Origin of the sequence: Paractinoplanes rishiriensis (assembly GCF_016862375.1) — a bacterium.
Classification (GTDB): domain Bacteria; phylum Actinomycetota; class Actinomycetes; order Mycobacteriales; family Micromonosporaceae; genus Actinoplanes; species Actinoplanes rishiriensis.
The window spans coordinates 1-15,711 of the sequence record NZ_BOMV01000116.1 but is presented as its reverse complement, the minus strand read 5'-3'; the positions used below and the strand labels follow the sequence as shown (position 1 = coordinate 15,711).

At 66.0% G+C, this 15,711-nt stretch carries 14 protein-coding genes; 7 read left to right on the top strand and 7 right to left on the bottom strand.

Features of this window, described 5'->3' with window-relative positions; translation table 11 throughout:
* Nucleotides 1-343: 343 nt before the first annotated feature.
* On the bottom strand, nt 344-1,186 hold the full coding sequence (locus Ari01nite_RS47025) for a hypothetical protein (RefSeq protein WP_203790971.1): 843 nt from the start codon (nt 1,184-1,186) through the stop codon (nt 344-346).
* Nucleotides 1,187-2,898: 1,712 nt separating this feature from the next.
* On the opposite strand from Ari01nite_RS47025, the gene Ari01nite_RS47020 reads away from it, so the two are divergent.
* From Ari01nite_RS47020 to Ari01nite_RS47005, 4 genes are all read left to right on the top strand, one after another.
* Nucleotides 2,899-3,642 (top strand): hypothetical protein, encoded by a 744-nt coding sequence (locus Ari01nite_RS47020; protein WP_203790970.1) that lies wholly within the window; start codon nt 2,899-2,901, stop codon nt 3,640-3,642.
* A 103-nt stretch (nt 3,643-3,745) separates the two neighbouring features.
* Entirely contained in the window at nt 3,746-4,693 is a 948-nt protein-coding gene (locus Ari01nite_RS47015; protein ID WP_203790969.1) for a TRM11 family SAM-dependent methyltransferase, read from the top strand.
* A 42-nt stretch (nt 4,694-4,735) separates the two neighbouring features.
* Nucleotides 4,736-5,179 (top strand): AbrB/MazE/SpoVT family DNA-binding domain-containing protein, encoded by a 444-nt coding sequence (locus Ari01nite_RS47010; protein WP_203790968.1) that lies wholly within the window; start codon nt 4,736-4,738, stop codon nt 5,177-5,179.
* The gene (locus Ari01nite_RS47005; RefSeq protein ID WP_203790967.1) at nt 5,176-6,216 is read left to right on the top strand and encodes a tyrosine-type recombinase/integrase; all 1,041 of its coding nucleotides are present in this window, start codon (nt 5,176-5,178) and stop codon (nt 6,214-6,216) included. The genes Ari01nite_RS47010 and Ari01nite_RS47005 overlap by 4 nt, the downstream gene beginning before the upstream one ends.
* A gap of 211 nt (nt 6,217-6,427) precedes the next feature.
* On the opposite strand, the gene Ari01nite_RS47000 is transcribed toward Ari01nite_RS47005, so the two are convergent.
* Together Ari01nite_RS47000 and Ari01nite_RS50655 are read right to left on the bottom strand one after the other, a co-directional pair.
* Nucleotides 6,428-6,802 (bottom strand): integrase, encoded by a 375-nt coding sequence (locus Ari01nite_RS47000; RefSeq protein WP_203790965.1) that lies wholly within the window; start codon nt 6,800-6,802, stop codon nt 6,428-6,430.
* Nucleotides 6,803-6,852: 50 nt separating this feature from the next.
* A complete protein-coding gene (locus Ari01nite_RS50655; RefSeq protein ID WP_239163634.1) occupies nt 6,853-7,329 on the bottom strand; it encodes a hypothetical protein in 477 nt (158 codons plus the stop codon).
* An 870-nt stretch (nt 7,330-8,199) separates the two neighbouring features.
* Here Ari01nite_RS50655 and Ari01nite_RS46990 point away from each other — a divergent pair.
* The 3 genes from Ari01nite_RS46990 (at nt 8,200) to Ari01nite_RS51195 (ending at nt 11,120) form a co-directional block, all read left to right on the top strand.
* Complete coding sequence (locus Ari01nite_RS46990) at nt 8,200-10,086, top strand: sensor histidine kinase (protein WP_203790963.1); 1,887 nt, start codon at nt 8,200-8,202, stop codon at nt 10,084-10,086.
* A gap of 252 nt (nt 10,087-10,338) precedes the next feature.
* Entirely contained in the window at nt 10,339-10,743 is a 405-nt protein-coding gene (locus Ari01nite_RS46985) for a hypothetical protein (RefSeq protein WP_239163633.1), read from the top strand.
* 245 nt (nt 10,744-10,988) lie between these two features.
* On the top strand, nt 10,989-11,120 hold the full coding sequence (locus tag Ari01nite_RS51195) for a hypothetical protein (protein ID WP_275410948.1): 132 nt from the start codon (nt 10,989-10,991) through the stop codon (nt 11,118-11,120).
* 403 nt (nt 11,121-11,523) lie between these two features.
* Here the strand turns inward: Ari01nite_RS51195 and Ari01nite_RS46975 are convergent, their stop codons facing one another.
* The 4 genes from Ari01nite_RS46975 to Ari01nite_RS46960 all read right to left on the bottom strand — a co-directional run bounded on the left by Ari01nite_RS46975 (nt 11,524) and on the right by Ari01nite_RS46960 (nt 15,479).
* Nucleotides 11,524-12,459, bottom strand: a complete 936-nt coding sequence (locus Ari01nite_RS46975) for a hypothetical protein (protein WP_203790962.1) — start codon at nt 12,457-12,459, stop codon at nt 11,524-11,526.
* A gap of 277 nt (nt 12,460-12,736) precedes the next feature.
* Nucleotides 12,737-13,324 (bottom strand): AAA family ATPase, encoded by a 588-nt coding sequence (locus Ari01nite_RS46970; protein WP_203790961.1) that lies wholly within the window; start codon nt 13,322-13,324, stop codon nt 12,737-12,739.
* Between the two features lie 263 nt (nt 13,325-13,587).
* Nucleotides 13,588-14,781, bottom strand: a complete 1,194-nt coding sequence (locus Ari01nite_RS46965) for a pentapeptide repeat-containing protein (protein WP_203790960.1) — start codon at nt 14,779-14,781, stop codon at nt 13,588-13,590.
* 407 nt (nt 14,782-15,188) lie between these two features.
* The gene (locus Ari01nite_RS46960) at nt 15,189-15,479 is read right to left on the bottom strand and encodes a site-specific integrase (protein ID WP_203790959.1); all 291 of its coding nucleotides are present in this window, start codon (nt 15,477-15,479) and stop codon (nt 15,189-15,191) included.
* Nucleotides 15,480-15,711: the final 232 nt, after the last annotated feature.

Here is a 15,711-nt window from a genome sequence, read left to right as displayed (position 1 = left end):
CCGGTCCCCGCCCGCCGACGTGAGGCCGTTGGTGGCGCGGGGAACCCCGCGCCCCCGGCGCCCGAAACGGCGGCGGTGACGGCGATTCCTTGACCACAAAGGGCTCTGGTTGGGTGGCCAACTCAGCCGGTGATCGGGCCCGGCGAGCCAACGGGAATCCAACTGACCCAACCGGAACTTCAGCCGGACCTCGGTCCCGCCGGACGCCGCACGAGCACCGGGTCTGTTGTGCGACCAGGCCGGCCCGGGCCCCTGATCGGTGCCGGAAACACAAAAGCGGGGGCGATGACCCTGTCCGGGTCATCGCCCCCGCTGCCGTGAGGAGCTGTACTGCTGTGGCGGTCTATGCCGTGGCCGGTGCCACCGTGGATCCGGAGGTGGGCTGCCGCATCGCTGTCGCGGCGAGCCGCCGGCGATGGACGGCGCGGCGCCGCATCCGGGCCATGACCTCGGTCAAGGAGATCCGGTCCAGTTCGCCGTCGGTGATGGCCTCGGCCACCTTGCGTTCGGCGGCGCGCCGCCAGGCCGCCGCGATCGCTGTGCTGATCGCGAGTTGCTCGGCCACGCTGTGCAGCGACTGCTCCTCGAGGCGGGTTTGGCTGATCAGCTCCCATTCCTCGGGGGCGATCACCCCCGCGGCGACCGCCCGCGCCAGGACCCAGTCCGGGTGATCGAAGGTCGGCCGTGGCGGCACCGACCAAGTCGCCGCCGTGTGCACGATCTCCGCGGTGGACTCCCGTTCGAGGACGGCCTTGACCGCCCGGGCGCCGGCATCGATCAGCTTGCCGGCGATCCGGCTGTGGTTCAGGTCGATGTCGGCCAACCGGTCCAGGAAACCGGTGATCATTTCGGAATCGCGGTCGGACGAGTCGCCGTGCCAGTTGCGGGCCAGCAGCCCGGCCATGCGGCGCAGACCGGGTGTGGCCATACCTACCGCGGCGACTCGCCAGGCCGGCGCCCCGCTGCGGGCGTTGACCACCAGTCGGCGCCACACCGCGTCGCGGGTCTCTCGACTGGTGTCGTTGTGCAGCAGCAGGCGGCGCAGCTTACCCAGCGGTACCTCCGCCTCGGGCAGGCCGGGAATCCCTCGGCAGTCCAAGCTCAGCGGACGCGGCTCGCAGGTGATCAGCTGGAACGCCCGCTCCGCTGCGGCCAACGCTGTCGACGGCCACGGAGCACGCCGCACCCTTGGACGCTCGTCGTCCCCAGAAGTAGGCATCAGGATCTCTCCGAACATCGGTGAGCGCCGGGCGGTGAACCCGCTGGTCCGCCCGCTCGGCGCGGGACCTGCCCAGCAAGCCATGACCGCCCAACGAGTTGGCCACTGCGGGGATGGCCCCGAGACGATGAACAAGTGACCACCGGTTGGGCTGTTGGCCCCAGCTCAAGCGCTTCGAGCCGGGCCCGGTTCAGCCCGCCGTCGGTGCCCGCCGGCTGTACGCCGACCTCCACGGCATCTGCGTCTGTTTACGCAGCTCAACCCGCATCCGTTGGGCCAGTTGGAAGCCGGTTACCCAACTGGCCGACGCAGCGAGGGTGAGGAGTGTTCGAAGGGCCTGCTGAGTCCAAGACGAGGTGATGGCGGACTCTGCTGTGGTCCGCGTGAGAGAGGGTGAGCTCGCACCAGGCGAATGCCCCTATCGCCTGGACGCCGAGTCGCTCAACCCGGTCCCCGGTCGCATCATGCAGATCCCGGCCGCGCGTTAGCCGAGGCATCCCAGCGGGCACCCGGTACCGGTACCTGGTGGCGCCGGTACCGGTACCTGGTGGCGAAAGTTCGCCGGCTGGTCCCGCGCCGGGCCCGTTACCGCTACGCCTACCACTCTCAATGTGAGCAATTACCGGAATGGCCCCCGGTAGTTACGCGAGTTAGCGGTAACCTCGGCGCCGCGTCACCGGTTAGTGCCACCGCCGCTTGGTCCTGCGGGGCGCAACAAGTGACGCCGGGTAGCCCGGGACACGCGGGGCGAAGTACGACGGACCTTCAATAATCTCCAGGCGACGGAAAGACGATGTCACCACGATTAGTAACTGTCTTCGGCCCTAGCTGCCGCAGCGCCAGGGCGGTCGAGCTCGAGCAGCCCCGTAGGAAACCCATCTGATGTGCGGCGAAGTCGCACTTCGTCGATGATCAGTCATGCGATAAAGGAAAGACAGGGCGGGCCGTCCCGGTGATTCGGTAGCTGAAAGTGATTGTTCCGGCGGTTGCCGCAGAGGGGTCTCCATGTCGAGCGGGCGATTCCCGTCCACCATGCCGGCATCGGCGATCGAGCGCTCATGGCGCATCAACAGCCAACGGCAGAAGCTCGTGGGAACCGATCCGCGGGGCGCGGCGTTCCCGGGCGAAAGGGATCACCGCCCGCGGCTGGGCGACGAGATTTGTCGGCGGCCGGGCTTACCGCAGCGCGGTTTTGCCCGTCCCAGTACCGCTGCTCCGGCTGCACCGGTACGGCTCCGGTACCGGTAACTTCGCAGCCGCGTGAGTCGTCCCGCCCGGCGACCGGTACATCCCGTCGTACCGGGCCGGGTGCGGTACCGGTGCGGTAACCGGTACGCACCCGGTGGGACCCCAACGGGCGATCGGGCAAACAGTTCGCAGCGTCGGATGAGGCGACACCCGGCAACCGGTCTCCCGGATAGGTCTGGCCGCAATCGTGTTTCGGGCTCCGGCGATGCCGTGCCGTCGCGGTGGCGGGCCGCTAGGGCCGCCAATACCTGCCTAGTTGGGTACCCAACTCGCCGCCGCGATGGCCGGTTGGGTACCCGTCTGCCCAGGTATCGCGGAGTCAGTTGGGTCAGTTGGGTGCAGCAGTCCCAACGACGCCAGCCGGACCGTAGCTGGTTGGGCCATGTGTAGGTGTGAATACGAATCAGCCGGCAGGGCAGCCGCACCTACCCATGGCTCACTTCTCCGAACGGCCTCAGCGGCAGGCCGACTCCACCGGCTGGCGCACTGTTCGGTTCATCGACCACACGGCGGTCGCCGAGCTCGTTGCCCCCGATGACTTCGGTGGCGAGGCTCCTGTGCCGATCACCGTGTGCCACGTCGACGACGTGAATGCGGGAACCGACAGGTCCAGCGCCGACATTTTGACCGCCGCGGTGACCGCGATGATCGTGGCGCGATACGGCAGTCCTGGCGACACGATCGTGTCGCTCGGCGCCGACCCGGTCCTTGCCGGAACAGCCGGCGCAGCCGGCTGCGACTACCGCTCCGTCAGCACCGCGGCGGACCTGGCGGACCTCGACCATGTCGCCGGGCGTGTGGCACTCATCGTATTGAGCTGGCCGTCCGGCGGCCACGACTACCGGGCTGGTCATGCGGCGCTGGCGGACCTGTTCGCGGCCTGCCGCATGCTGCTCAACCGCGACGGCGCAACGATCGTCGCCTTGGCCTCAGACCGTGTCGCCGACGGCTATCAGCAGTACAAACGGGAGTTGATCCCCGCGGCGAGGACCAGCGGATTCGATCTCGTCGAGCACATCATCGCGGTGACAGGCCCGATCACTGACCCGGGCGCCGACAGCGGACAACTGCCACCAGCCCCGGTCGGACCGGAACCGGCGTACCTCGACGACACTCACCTCGCGATTCACCGGCACATCCTGATGTTCGCCATCGGCGGTGACCACCGTGACTGAACATCTGCCCGGAAAGCTCGGCGACGTCCAACGCGTTGCCGCGGCCACAGCACCTGACGCGGTCCCGGCTGCGCGACACACCGTGTGTCATCACCCGGCCTGCGTGACCCACGCACCCAGAGACGAGGCGCCAGGCGCGGCCACGCCCGTCACGTCGCCGGTCGCTGATGACAGCGTCGTGACAGACGGTCGCCGCGCCGTCCTTCCCGTACGTGGGCGCCGCGACGTACCGGTATCTGTCCTCGACGTCGGACAGCGCAGCCTGATCAAACAGCGGCGAGGCCGCTATGTCGCCGGATCACGCGCCCATCCCGACCGGATGGCCCCCGACCTCGCCCGCGACCTCATCCTCGACTACACCGCACCCGGCGGCCTGGTGTTCGACCCGTTCGCCGGCACCGGCACCAGCCTGGTCGAAGCCGCTTATCTCGGACGCCGCTCGACCGGAATAGAGATCGAGCGGGACTGGGTCAGCATCGCCCGCGACAACCTACGCCGCGCGCGCCTTCTCGGAGCGGCCGGTGCGCCGCGGATCGTGCACGGCGATGCGACCAGACCGTCCGCCGCCCTGGCCGCGCGGCTGGCAGGCAGCGTGGATCTGGTGCTGGCCGCGCCCCCGCGCACACGCAGCATCCCGCTGGACACATCACGCCGTGCCTCGGCGCCCGGGCAAAGCCGTCTGGTCGAATATCGTCTCCTGGTCGACTGGAACATCGGCATGTTCGCCGTCCTGAACCAGTGCCGGCTGCTGCTGCGGCCCGACGGCCTCATCGTGCTGGTCACCCGCCCATGGTGGCGGGACGGCCGACTGCACGATCTGACCGGCCCGATACTGCACACCGCCACCCGAGCCGGGCTGCACCTGGCCGACCACCGCATCGCGACCGACGCCCTGCCACGCTCCAAGCGTCCCACCACGCCCGCGGCAACGGCACGCAGCCCACGAACATGCGATCTCGCTAATCACCGTTTCAGTGCCGTTCGACACAGCGATGTCCTCGTTCTCTCGACCCAGACGCCGGGAGGTGGTCTCGACCATGCCGCGAGGTGACCAGGCGCCTGCCGTGTCGCACCTCCGGCGGCGGAGCCGGCGATGAGCGCCGACGAACGGCGGCCGAGCGACACGCCGACAGGCGACCGAAGCCTGCCGCTGCCCCAGATAGCGCCATCTCGGTATGGCCGCCCGATGTGGTTCGGCATGTCGAAGCTCGACGGGCACGGCCGCATCGCGAGCCGACTCTTTCGTGATGTGCTCGGCTGGATACCGGGACAACGGGTGGATCTGTCATTGACCACCGACCACATTCTGATCGCCGCAGCCGCATCGGCGGCACCCAGGCCCAGCGACGTGGCGGCGGTGATCAACGGCCTGGGCTGGCTTGTCATCCCCGCCGCCATCCGCCGCCGGGCCGGGATCGGATCAGGCGATCATCTGCTGCTCGCGGCCGACGACGACCCGAACGCCCTTCACATCTATTCACCCGTAGTGCTGACGTTCGCGCTGCGTCAGTACAGCACTTACGAGGGTCCACGATGAATCCCGAATTGCCGGCGAACGCGCGTATCGCCGCAGTCACCGCTCTGCTGCGCGAACTCGGCCTCACACCCGAGCAACTGCTTCAAACAGAGCATGCCTCCGCAACGTCCATCCCGACGTTCAACGAGTACATCCCGCGGGTGACCGCAGCTGTCGGACCGGGCACCCGACGCGCCTACGACACCTACTGGCGGCGCGTGATCGAGCGATGGGGCGATCGGCGGATCGACGAGCCCACACCGCTGGAGATCAAACAACTCGCCGAAGACATTCGCCGCACCGTGGTGAAACGACGAAACGCCCGCGGCGGCCGGACTGCCGTCCAGCATCTGATTTCCGCCTTGCGCTGTCTCTATCGGCACGCGGTCGCGGACAGACTGATCACCGAGGCCGACAACCCAGCGGCCCGCGTCGCCAAGCCACGGCGGCAGCCCAGCACTCGCCGCGCGATTCCCGCGCCGCGGCTCGCCGAGATCATCGAGGTAGCCGGGAGCACCGGCGACGACTCCGACCTGGATCTGCTCATCCTGCGATTGCACGTGGAAACGGCATGCCGCCGCGGCGGCGCCCTCGCCGCGCGCCGTGCGGACCTCGACCGTGAACAGTGCCTTCTCCGCCTGCACGAGAAAGGCGAAACCATTCGATGGCAGCCAATCTCGCCGACCCTAGCCACGGCCTTGGCCAACCACTACGAGCAGCGTGGCGGCAACCAGGTACAGGGCCCGTTGCTGCGCTACCGCAACGGCCGCCCGATCACCCGCCGCCGCTACGACTACCTGTGGCAGCGCCTCGGCCGGTATCTGCCCTGGGTGGCGACCCAACAGGTCAGCACACACTGGCTACGGCACACCACGCTGACCTGGGTGGAACGGCACTTCGGGTACGCCGTCGCCCGCGCCTACGCCGGCCATGCCAGCACAAGCGACGCCGCAGCAACTACCACCTACATCAAAGCCGACATCGAGGAAGTCGCGTCGGCGTTGTCCGCCCTCACCGGCGAACCACACCCACTCGCCGCTTCGCCGCCAGCCTCATGAACGTAGACGTGATCGTCGGCGCCACCAGTCCTGTGATCGGGCCTGATCGACGCCCTGCCGGTGGAGTGCGTTAAGGACGTCTCCGAGGTCACTACCCCGGGCTGAGCACTGACGAACTAGCAGCCGCCGGCCATTGGAAGAAATTCGTATACTCCTATCTCGGGATGCGCGACTCCCGCCTGCCCATCCCGATCCCGGATCTTTTCGAGCGTCAGCGGGTCGCCGCATACCCCACCAACTTCGCCGCGATGTTGTCGCCCGCCGACATGGCACGGTCACCGGAAGCCGTCAGAATCACTGACTCAAGCGCCGGAGAAATCGTCGGAGTAAGCGCACCGCGGTTGAAACGACCGGGGACCTTACCGGTCTCCAGACTGGTGCAGACGTCGCTGAGGTCGATGTCCGAGGCGTTCACCTCGTCGAGCCGTCGCTCACCCCACCGCGTGACCACACGGTTCCAGTAACTGCCGTAGACCCTGCGGGTGCCGTTGCCGACCGCCGCTGACACGATCGGCACGTACTCCGCGAAGGTCGGCGCCAACGTGCGCGGCGCCGCGTTGAGCAGGTCGTCCGGGCTGATACCCATCCTCGCCAGCAGCAACCGGGCCGCTTCGAGCTCCGCGGTACTTGCCCCAGTCACGACGCACCGTCCAGGAGCCGGGTGTGCAGTTCGTCGAGGGCCGCACCCAGTACGGCCGGCGGATGCACGACCAAACGTCCCTGATGTGAGCGTGCCGCCAACAGCACTCGATCGCCGCTGCGCAGCCCACACCAGCCGCGTACCGCGGCGGGCAGGTGCAGGAACAAACGGGCAGTCAACCGGAAGGCGCCGTCGCGGTCCGCGTCCACCACGATCAACCCCTGCCGCTGGCGGATCGTCAGCGCGGTCGCCTCGGTCCAGCCGAGCGCCGCCATGACCTTACGATCGGCGACCCGGCCGTGGCAGTCCAGCGTAGCCAGCGCGTATGTGATGCTGTCATCGCGGGTCACGGGTGTCGGCGGCAACGGCATCGGACGCTGCTGCGCCAGTGAGCCGCCGCGGAGTGGAGACGCTGTTCTTCGACCCGACATCGGCGCGGCCGGGATGATCGGCGCCAGCGAAGGAATGGTCATGGCTCGTACCTCCGCGAGTCCGCGAAGGTAACAGGGAGTGAGAGATGACTCGGGACCGCGTGCTCAAACGGTGTTGAACACGCAATCCCCGAACGTCGCACGAGTGCTACGCGAAAGTGTCCGGAGATCGACACGGACCGATGGCCAACCGTCGGCCAGCCTATCTACGACTATTGCACTGCCATAGCGAACAGGGAAGCCGCTCAGGGGAACTTCACCCGGGCGGCTTTCTTCTTATGGATCAGGTGCCCGGGCGCTGGGAACATATCGCGGAGCCACATCATGCGGAGGAACCGTTCGCGGTGCCGGATCCGAGCCGACGTGGTCTCTTCGCTCCTGATCTGGCATCGCGGCGATCGATGGACGGCCGGCTCCCGAGCACGCACTCCAGGATCGCGGACAGGGTCCGAGGTCTCCGGCCCAGGCTGTCGCCTGCAGGCGGAGGATCGATCGATCTGCGGTAGAGCTCGAGCCGAACGACGGATTCGTTGTGTACCACTGCCGAGATCAGCCTTGCCAGCCGCGCGCGATGCGACGATCTCGGCAGGCGTGCTTGCGGACCACGCGGACAGCGACCGTGCGCGGCCGCGCCTATCAGCGGCTATGAGAGTATGCCGCAACGGCTTCTCGCCTCAACAGCTATCAATCAGCCGAACGGTCGTTCTGTAGAGTGATTTGATCTTGCGTTCGCTATCGCTGGCCGCATAGCGATATGCCTCCGAGGCCAAATCTGCAGCGCGGTTGGGGTCGGTCTGACGGAAACGCGCACACGCTGACTGTTCTGGGTCTATTTTCGAACTGATCAGCTTTGCGTCCCGATTCCGGTTGGCGATGATGGCTTCCCCTCACCCGGTCCCTGCCTCTCCCAGGTTGCTGCTGATCGACGTACCTCTCATCGCCATGGCGGTCTACCTCGACCACCCGGAATTTTTCCGCGGCCACCTCGAATCCGGGCGGGATTGGGAATCGTTGTACGCGGTCATCGTTGCATCACTGGTGCTTCTGGTGCGATGGCGGTGGCCGATGACGGCCTTCCTCATCAACCTCGCCCACCTGACCGCGGCAAGCGTATTAGGTGCTTGGCATTTCGGCCTGCTGTTACTCATCGCGCTGCATGCCGCGGCCCGGCAAAGTGATCGACGCGTCTCGATCGCTGCGGCGCTCGCGTGCGCCATCCCGTTCGGGATAGCTACCTATGAGTGGTCCGCCGACGGGTTTCCGGCACACATCTTGGGCGGCACGGTCGCCGGTCTTACGGTCAGTGCGTGGATTCTGGGCTACTGGATGCAGCGGGCGGTCCAGGAGCAGATGACAGCGAAAGCCGTCGCGCACGCGCGGCGTGCCGAACGCGTGCAGCTCGCCCGGGAGTTGCACGAGATCATCACACGCTCGGTCGACGTGATGCGCGACGAAGCGGCCATAGCCCGGAAGGCTCTGGCCGGCGACCCGGGCCGAGCGGCACGCGCGCTGGAAGCCGTCCAGGAGGACGGCACCCGCGCCATGGCCGAACTGCGCCGCATGCTGAGTGTGATGCGGTTGTCCGCACAGGACGAGCCGGACGGGCACCGCACGCGCCGCGTTGGCGTACGACTGCTGCTGGACAGCGCGCTCGTCGCAACCACGTGCTACATCGACTGGTATGTGTGGCTCGGTCAAGTGCGACCGATGGGCAACGAGAAGGTCTACTTCTTCTACGCCGCCGTCATGCTGGCACTGCTGCTGAGGTGGCGCTGGCCGCTGGCGGTCATGGCACTGCACCTCGCGTTCGCTGTCGCGATACTTGAAGTCCGGCCGGACTCCGACTACATCGTCGGTCCGCTGATCGCCCTGCACGCCGTGTCTCGCCTCTTAGACCGTCGGGTCTCGATTCAGACGGCGTTCGTGTGCACCGCCCCGTACGCGCTTCTGTTCCACCGGCAGGGCGGCAATTTCAGTGACCCCGTCGACGTAGCCGTCACAGCGGCGATGTGCACGGTGATCGTTACCATGCCCTGGCTGCTGGGTTACTCGATGCGGCGCGCGGCCGAGGGCAAAGCCGCCGCCCGCGCCGCCGCCCGCGAGCGACGCGCCGAACGCCTGCAACTGGCCCACGAGCTGCACGACATCGTCTCGCACACCGTGACCATGATGCTCCTGCAAGCCGCCGGTGCCCGCGCCGTCCTGAGCAGCGACCCCACCCGCGCCGAAGCCGCCGTTGACGCCATCCGCGAAGCCGGCGACCGCTCGATGACCGAACTGGCCCACCTATTGACTCTCATCACCCCGGACGGGGCGGCCCCACCAGCTCAGCACCCGGGCTTGGAGGCCCTGAACGAGCTGCTCTCCCACATGCGCACCACCGGCCTGTCCGTGACCATCGAGACCACCGGCACCCCGGCCGACCTCGACCCGAGCGTCAACCTGACGGCCTACCGAATCATCCAGGAGGCGCTGACCAACTCCACGAAGTACGCCGGACCGGACGCCACCGCCCACGTCCGCCTGACCTGGACCGACTCAGAACTCGGCATCGACGTGACCGACCACCACACCGGCAAGCGCGGCACCGTGCCCTCCACCGGCCACGGCCTAATCGGCCTGCAGGAACGCCTGAACGCGATCGGCGGTGACTTCACCGCCGGCCCACACCACGACGGTTTCGCGGTGACGGCCACCCTCCCGCTGGCTCCCGCCCCGGCCTGGCCATCGCCGTCCGACCGCACCACCATCAGCGACCGAACCGGCACAGAATCTCGACCTGCCCGCCGGCGACACTGATCACGGTCCGCCACGCAGCAGCTTCCGCCGACCGCGGCTGACCGGCGCCCTTCCCGGACCCGCCCTAACGGCGGCAAATCCCGACGGAATCCACTGGCGCCATCGCGACCCCGCAGGTCAAGGTAGGTAGTGATCACTATCCAGCGGATACGCGTGCGATGGAGCCCGGCGGCCCGCGGCGCACCACACGCGAACTCCCGCCGTGGACTGTGCCGTCCGGCGACGCTTCCACTGCCACCAGATGGCGCGGACGTGCTCATCCACGACGTACTCGCCGACGAAGCCACCGGATACACGGCCCACGACGAGGTAACGACCGGCGGGCTCGAGCGAGCACGCGACCTTGACCTATGGTTGTCCACAGATACCTCGACGGTCCTCGTCGACCGGCTACCCGGCCATGCCGCCTACCCCCGCCAGAGCGGACCAGCCCGCCTTTTCACACTCCTGCCAGGGCAGATCGGCCGCTACCGGGCAAATTTCCGGTTCACCATCACGACCTGCGCCTGCAACCCGAGCTGGTTCTACGAGGACTGGCTCATACTCCTCGCCAACGGCGAAGTCAGACCCGACGGATTCACCGCTCGCACACCCGACCACGACATCGACCACCGCGTCCATCTCTACGGCGGAAAGGGCCGACCACACCGGCGGTAACCCATCCTACCGCTAAGGCATGCTTGAAGCAGGCAGCCGGCAGCGTAATCAGCCAGCACCACCCCATGTCGTCTTCGAGGTGCTGACCGACCCCGACCGGGATCCGGCTCGACCGTGGTTGTTGCTCCTGGACGATGAGCAGCCGCCGCAGCTGATCGATGCCCGGGAGCCGGATTTCGTTGTCTGGTCCTCTGTGGGATAGGCGGCCCGACGCCCGAGTTCGATTCGACCTGGCGTCCGACGGTGTGGCAGGCACTGACCTGCGGTGGACCCTGCTCGTGGAGGAGCCGCTGCCGGATCCGTCGCTGCTCGGACACCTGCGCAAACGGCTCAACGAGCTGATCAACGCGAACCTGCGGTACACATTCGGGCAGTAGCCGGGCCGCCCCCCGGACGGCCAACTTGTTCGCGGCAGATCCGGATGCCGGATGGCCGCCACGTGTCCTACTCAGGAATCCGATCGGCAGGAACGGGCATTGCGTCTAGGCTTTGCCCGTCCTCGCCCAAGGTGCGCTGGCTCCGGATGACCGCATCCGCAACCGGAGAGGGTGGCAGCCCGTTCGAGCCGGGCCGAGTCCGGGGCCGTTCGGTTATCGGGCGGCCCCGAGCCCTCATCACGGCACGAGTGCGCAGCTGATCAAGCGTTGGTTCGGAGACGCTTGCTGGTGAGGTCGCCACCGAAACTGAAGCGTTGGACCTGCTCGCCGCCGCCTGTGCAAGGGGGACTGCTCGCCCACGCAAGACCGGCGCGGGTTCAGAGACCCTTCCGAAACCGGAGGGCTAATTGCGAGCGAAGGCCGGATAGTAGGTCGAAGGGAGGATCATCCAGTGGCCAGATCGCTGTTTGCGCTGAACGTTGTGCTCGAATGAACGAGCAATATTTGCCCGTATCTCATCATAGTCAGATGCAATGTCCTGCAGTGCGATCCTCAAGGCGAGAGTTGCCACGGCGCCACCAATCGTGGGTAGGGCGACCTCTCCGTGGACCGACGAGTTGCGCCAGGTGTGCAGCACCGAGAGACCATCGGGCTCGGCCTCGCACTCGGCCATGAATCCGATGATCTTGATGATGTCGTCTTTCAGATCCTGGTCGGCAACCTCGTTGACTAGCAGATATATCATATCGACGACGTTGCTGCATATCTTGCCGGACTTGTATGAGCGGCTCTTTCCATCGAAGTCCTTTATCACGCCGCCCGCCAGCGTAAGGTGTTGCTTGCAAGCTAGCTTCACAATGGCCTCCAACAGCGGAAATGCCAAATAGCCCAGCAGGTGTCCCGTCTCGGAAATAAGGAACCGCGGATTTGGGGCAAGGTTTGATAGCATTTCCGCCTCTCGGCGCGCACCTTCTGGTGTCTCCGCCGGTGCTGGAACCAGTGCCGTTCTCACCGCGAGGCGCATAAGCTGACCGACCTCCGGGTCGAGCGCCCCGGCGTACGGAGACAACGAACTCAGCAGCACCTCGCCGCACCAGGCCCAGAACATGTAGTGGTCGACACTCTCGACGACATTCCTGCGCGGCAACAGATGTACGCCGCACAGCCCTACAGATGCCGTTCTAAGTGCATCAAAATCGAGCAGGTGGAATTGGATACCGTTGGCCAGTAAACGCAAGCGCTCGTGCTCCGCTCCGACGACGATTCTGTTTGACGTCATCGCCGCGGTACGCCATGTGTCACACAGCCTGGCTATTTTTTGCGCATCGGTCTCTGTCACCCGCAATCTGTAGCATCTCACTCACGACCGTGTCGGCTGGTTAACTCTTTGGTGGACTTCCCCGAGTGACTTGGCTGCGCACGGGCGATGCTTCGCCAGCAACGCCTCATTCGAAGCCGCCGCTTCGCCAAACAAGATCACGTGCACACTCATCGGCATGTCCGCGAGTCGAGCTACTCAGCCGGCCGTCACGCTCCGTGGCGAGCGGTTCGCGGCAGAACAGTGCGTCCAGCGCGACTTCCGGTTTGCCGTCGCGTCGGGCCGAATAGGCGTGCGTTCACACCACCAAGCTACGACGACCAGCTTCCCGCACAATCAGCTCGGCTGACTGCTCCGGCGTGAGAGTCGAGGTATCGAACCACCAGCCAACGTCGCCAAGGTCACGACTCAATTCGTCGGCCAGCGAGGAAGCCGAGGGCGGACTGGTGGAGGCGAAATAGTCGTCGTTTATCCGCTGGTCAGGGTCCCTGGTCGCGTTACGTTCCCGGCAAACGTCCAACCGAGGTGCGAGAACGATGAATAAGACTGGGCGTGGCGCGAGAAGCCCGATGAACAGATTCAACTTCTCCCGGGACGGCACCACCCAGTCGATCACCGGTGTGAAGCCGGCGTCGGCAAAGTTGCCGGCGAGCGCGCACAAGTTGCGTATACATAGCTCGACCTGCCGGGCCGCCTCATCGGCTGGCTCGCCCAACGCCCAAACCCGGCCGGATAGGATCATCTCGTTGAGGTCGTCCCCGTCCACACGAGCCGCCCTGGGCAGAGCACCAGCCACGAGCCGGGTCACGGTCGACTTCCCCGCCCCCGGCAGTCCGGTCACGATCAGGCACCCGGGCAGTCGCTGAACAGCCATGGAGGCGATCATGCAGACCGGGCCATCCTTCGGCAACGGATTTTCCTACGTGCAACCATGAATGCGTTCATGCAAACGACGTTGGGCATGGCCTGGGTTCACAGGGGTCTCACGCCGGTATCGGCACGTCCGCCTCGAGACGCTTGCCAGCGCGCATGATCAACGCAGACCGCCGGTCACCCAAATCGCGGCATAGTGCACGCGCAGTTCCTCAGTTTACTGTGCAAATAGACTGATAGTACGGTGTTCAGACGCCTTGACAACTGTCCGGGCTTCTATTCTTCCACCCGATCCCTTCGACGTTCGTTCATCTCCGAAGGTTGGCTTCGGGTCCGATTCACTTGCTCAGTCGGAGGTTCGTAGATGAGTCCCCAGTGGTTCGGGTAGATCGTCGGTTCGTCGCGTGCTAGCCGCCATCCTTGGGGCCACGCGTCTTCACGACTGTCTCGGGGAGTAACCATTGCGTGGTCCAGCGCGATTCTGTATGTCGAGGCCGATTGGAAGATCGCATTGCCGGTGAAGGTGGCCACCATAAATACAGCGACTCCAGTGAGCGTGCCACGGAACACTGCATGGCCGCCGAAGACAGCCCCGGAGAATCCGGCAGTGCCAGCGAAGCTGGCTCCTTCGAAGATGGCGTCGTGGAAAAATCGGGCTCCAGCGAACTCCACGCTGCTGGCAAAGAGTGCCCCCGAGAAGTCCGCGGTGTGGGTGAAACGCACACTCAGCGAGCTCACCCTTCCGGTGAAGGTCGCATTTCTGAAGGCGCCCTTCCGGAGGCGGCAGAAGTCGAGGTTCCAGTCGATGAGCCGGGCGCCCGTGAGGTCAAGATCGATATCGGACCAGAAACCTTCTGGTTGCGGCTGACTCCGCTCGTCGTCCGCCCGCCATCGTAGGTGCGTTGCGAGCAGGCGTTGCGCGGTTAATCGGACTTGCAGTTCTTGAAGCGCGCCCCGGGAATCATCCGCCGCGGGTGCCGGGCGAGCCATTGGCAGTTCTGTGAGAGGAAGCTCGGACGCCGCCGAGGTGCGGGATCTGTCGGGCTCCGCATACGGCATCCGCAGGTAGGCGCAGATGACGTCGACGATGGTTTGCCGCTGTGGCGGATTCTCCTGTGCTACGCGTTCCAGCGCGTACAGTCCGCCGAGGCGCACGGCGGCGTCAGCAGAGCCGAGTTGTTCGACGGCCTTGGTGTACAGATCAGTAACGTGCCGCGCAGCGGCATCCTTCTCGGTGTGCTCTTGCCTGCGCAACTCCAGACGGTGGCTGTACTCGGATAGCTGCTGGCGGCGCACGCTGACCAGCAGGGCAACGGCCGCGCCAGCCGCGGCGACAATCCCGAGCCCGTATTTAATTGCATCGATCTGCGCCTTTCCCCGATCGCTGTCCGGTAGATGCTCGGCGATCTGCCACATGACTGCGAAGGCGACGAGGCCGACGACCAGCAAGCCGCTGGAGACGATCCACACGCCGACATCAGAAAGGATCCACGGCCAACGCGGCCCGGCTGGTTCCTCATGGAGGGCAGAGGCTCCGCGGACTTGCGGGCGCCGCGCTAGCACGACCAGCAAAACGGTCGTTAGCAACAAGATTATGCCTGGCCAGAACTTATGGACCACGTCGCTGGCCAATGCCGTGAGCCGGGCAGCCGGCCCCTGCCACACCGACACCGCTATCCCTGCCATCCCTGTTGTGGCTGCCGCGAAGAGCAAAATTCGCCTTCGGTCCCAGGCTCCGCAGAAGTTGCGCCACGCGGTGCGCCATCGCTCTGTCACACACACAGGTTCCCTCATCCCGCAAGTCGCTCACCGCTCAGCCGCCACGCCAAGCCCTTGCAGAAGCTGCACCCCGCCGCGTCCTCGTGCAACGCCGCCAGTCAGCCGTCCGCTCCCCGGCCCGACACCGACAGCCGCCGGGAGACGGTCGAGGGCTGGTAGCGGCGGACCTCTTGCAGCCAGCGAAGATAGCGTTCAATCTCGGCCCGGCCCAGGTTCAGCGGATCAAGGTCCCGACCTACGCACCAGGTCAGGAACACCTTCAGATCGGAGCTTGTGTGCACCCGGGACTCACCCCGGTACCGGCCCAGGTATGCGGCCACCGCTGAGCGCAGCACGCGCTCGTCGACGACAGCAAGCTGATCGGAACAGAAGAGGCAGTCATAGCTCACGGTGCGTCACCGCCAGCGTGATCGCCACGCCTCGGCGCGGCAGATGAGGACGCCAAGAGCAAGAGCTGTTACTTCTTTCGTCCTGCGCTGACGAGAGCCATCACTCCAACGATCATCAACACAACGATGAGACATAAGAACAGATGCCACGGCTTGATCGCGCCCATAGCGATGGACCATAGCGAGTGTCGTCAAGCTAAGACCCGGATCATGTGCCCCGCCGTGCCCCGTC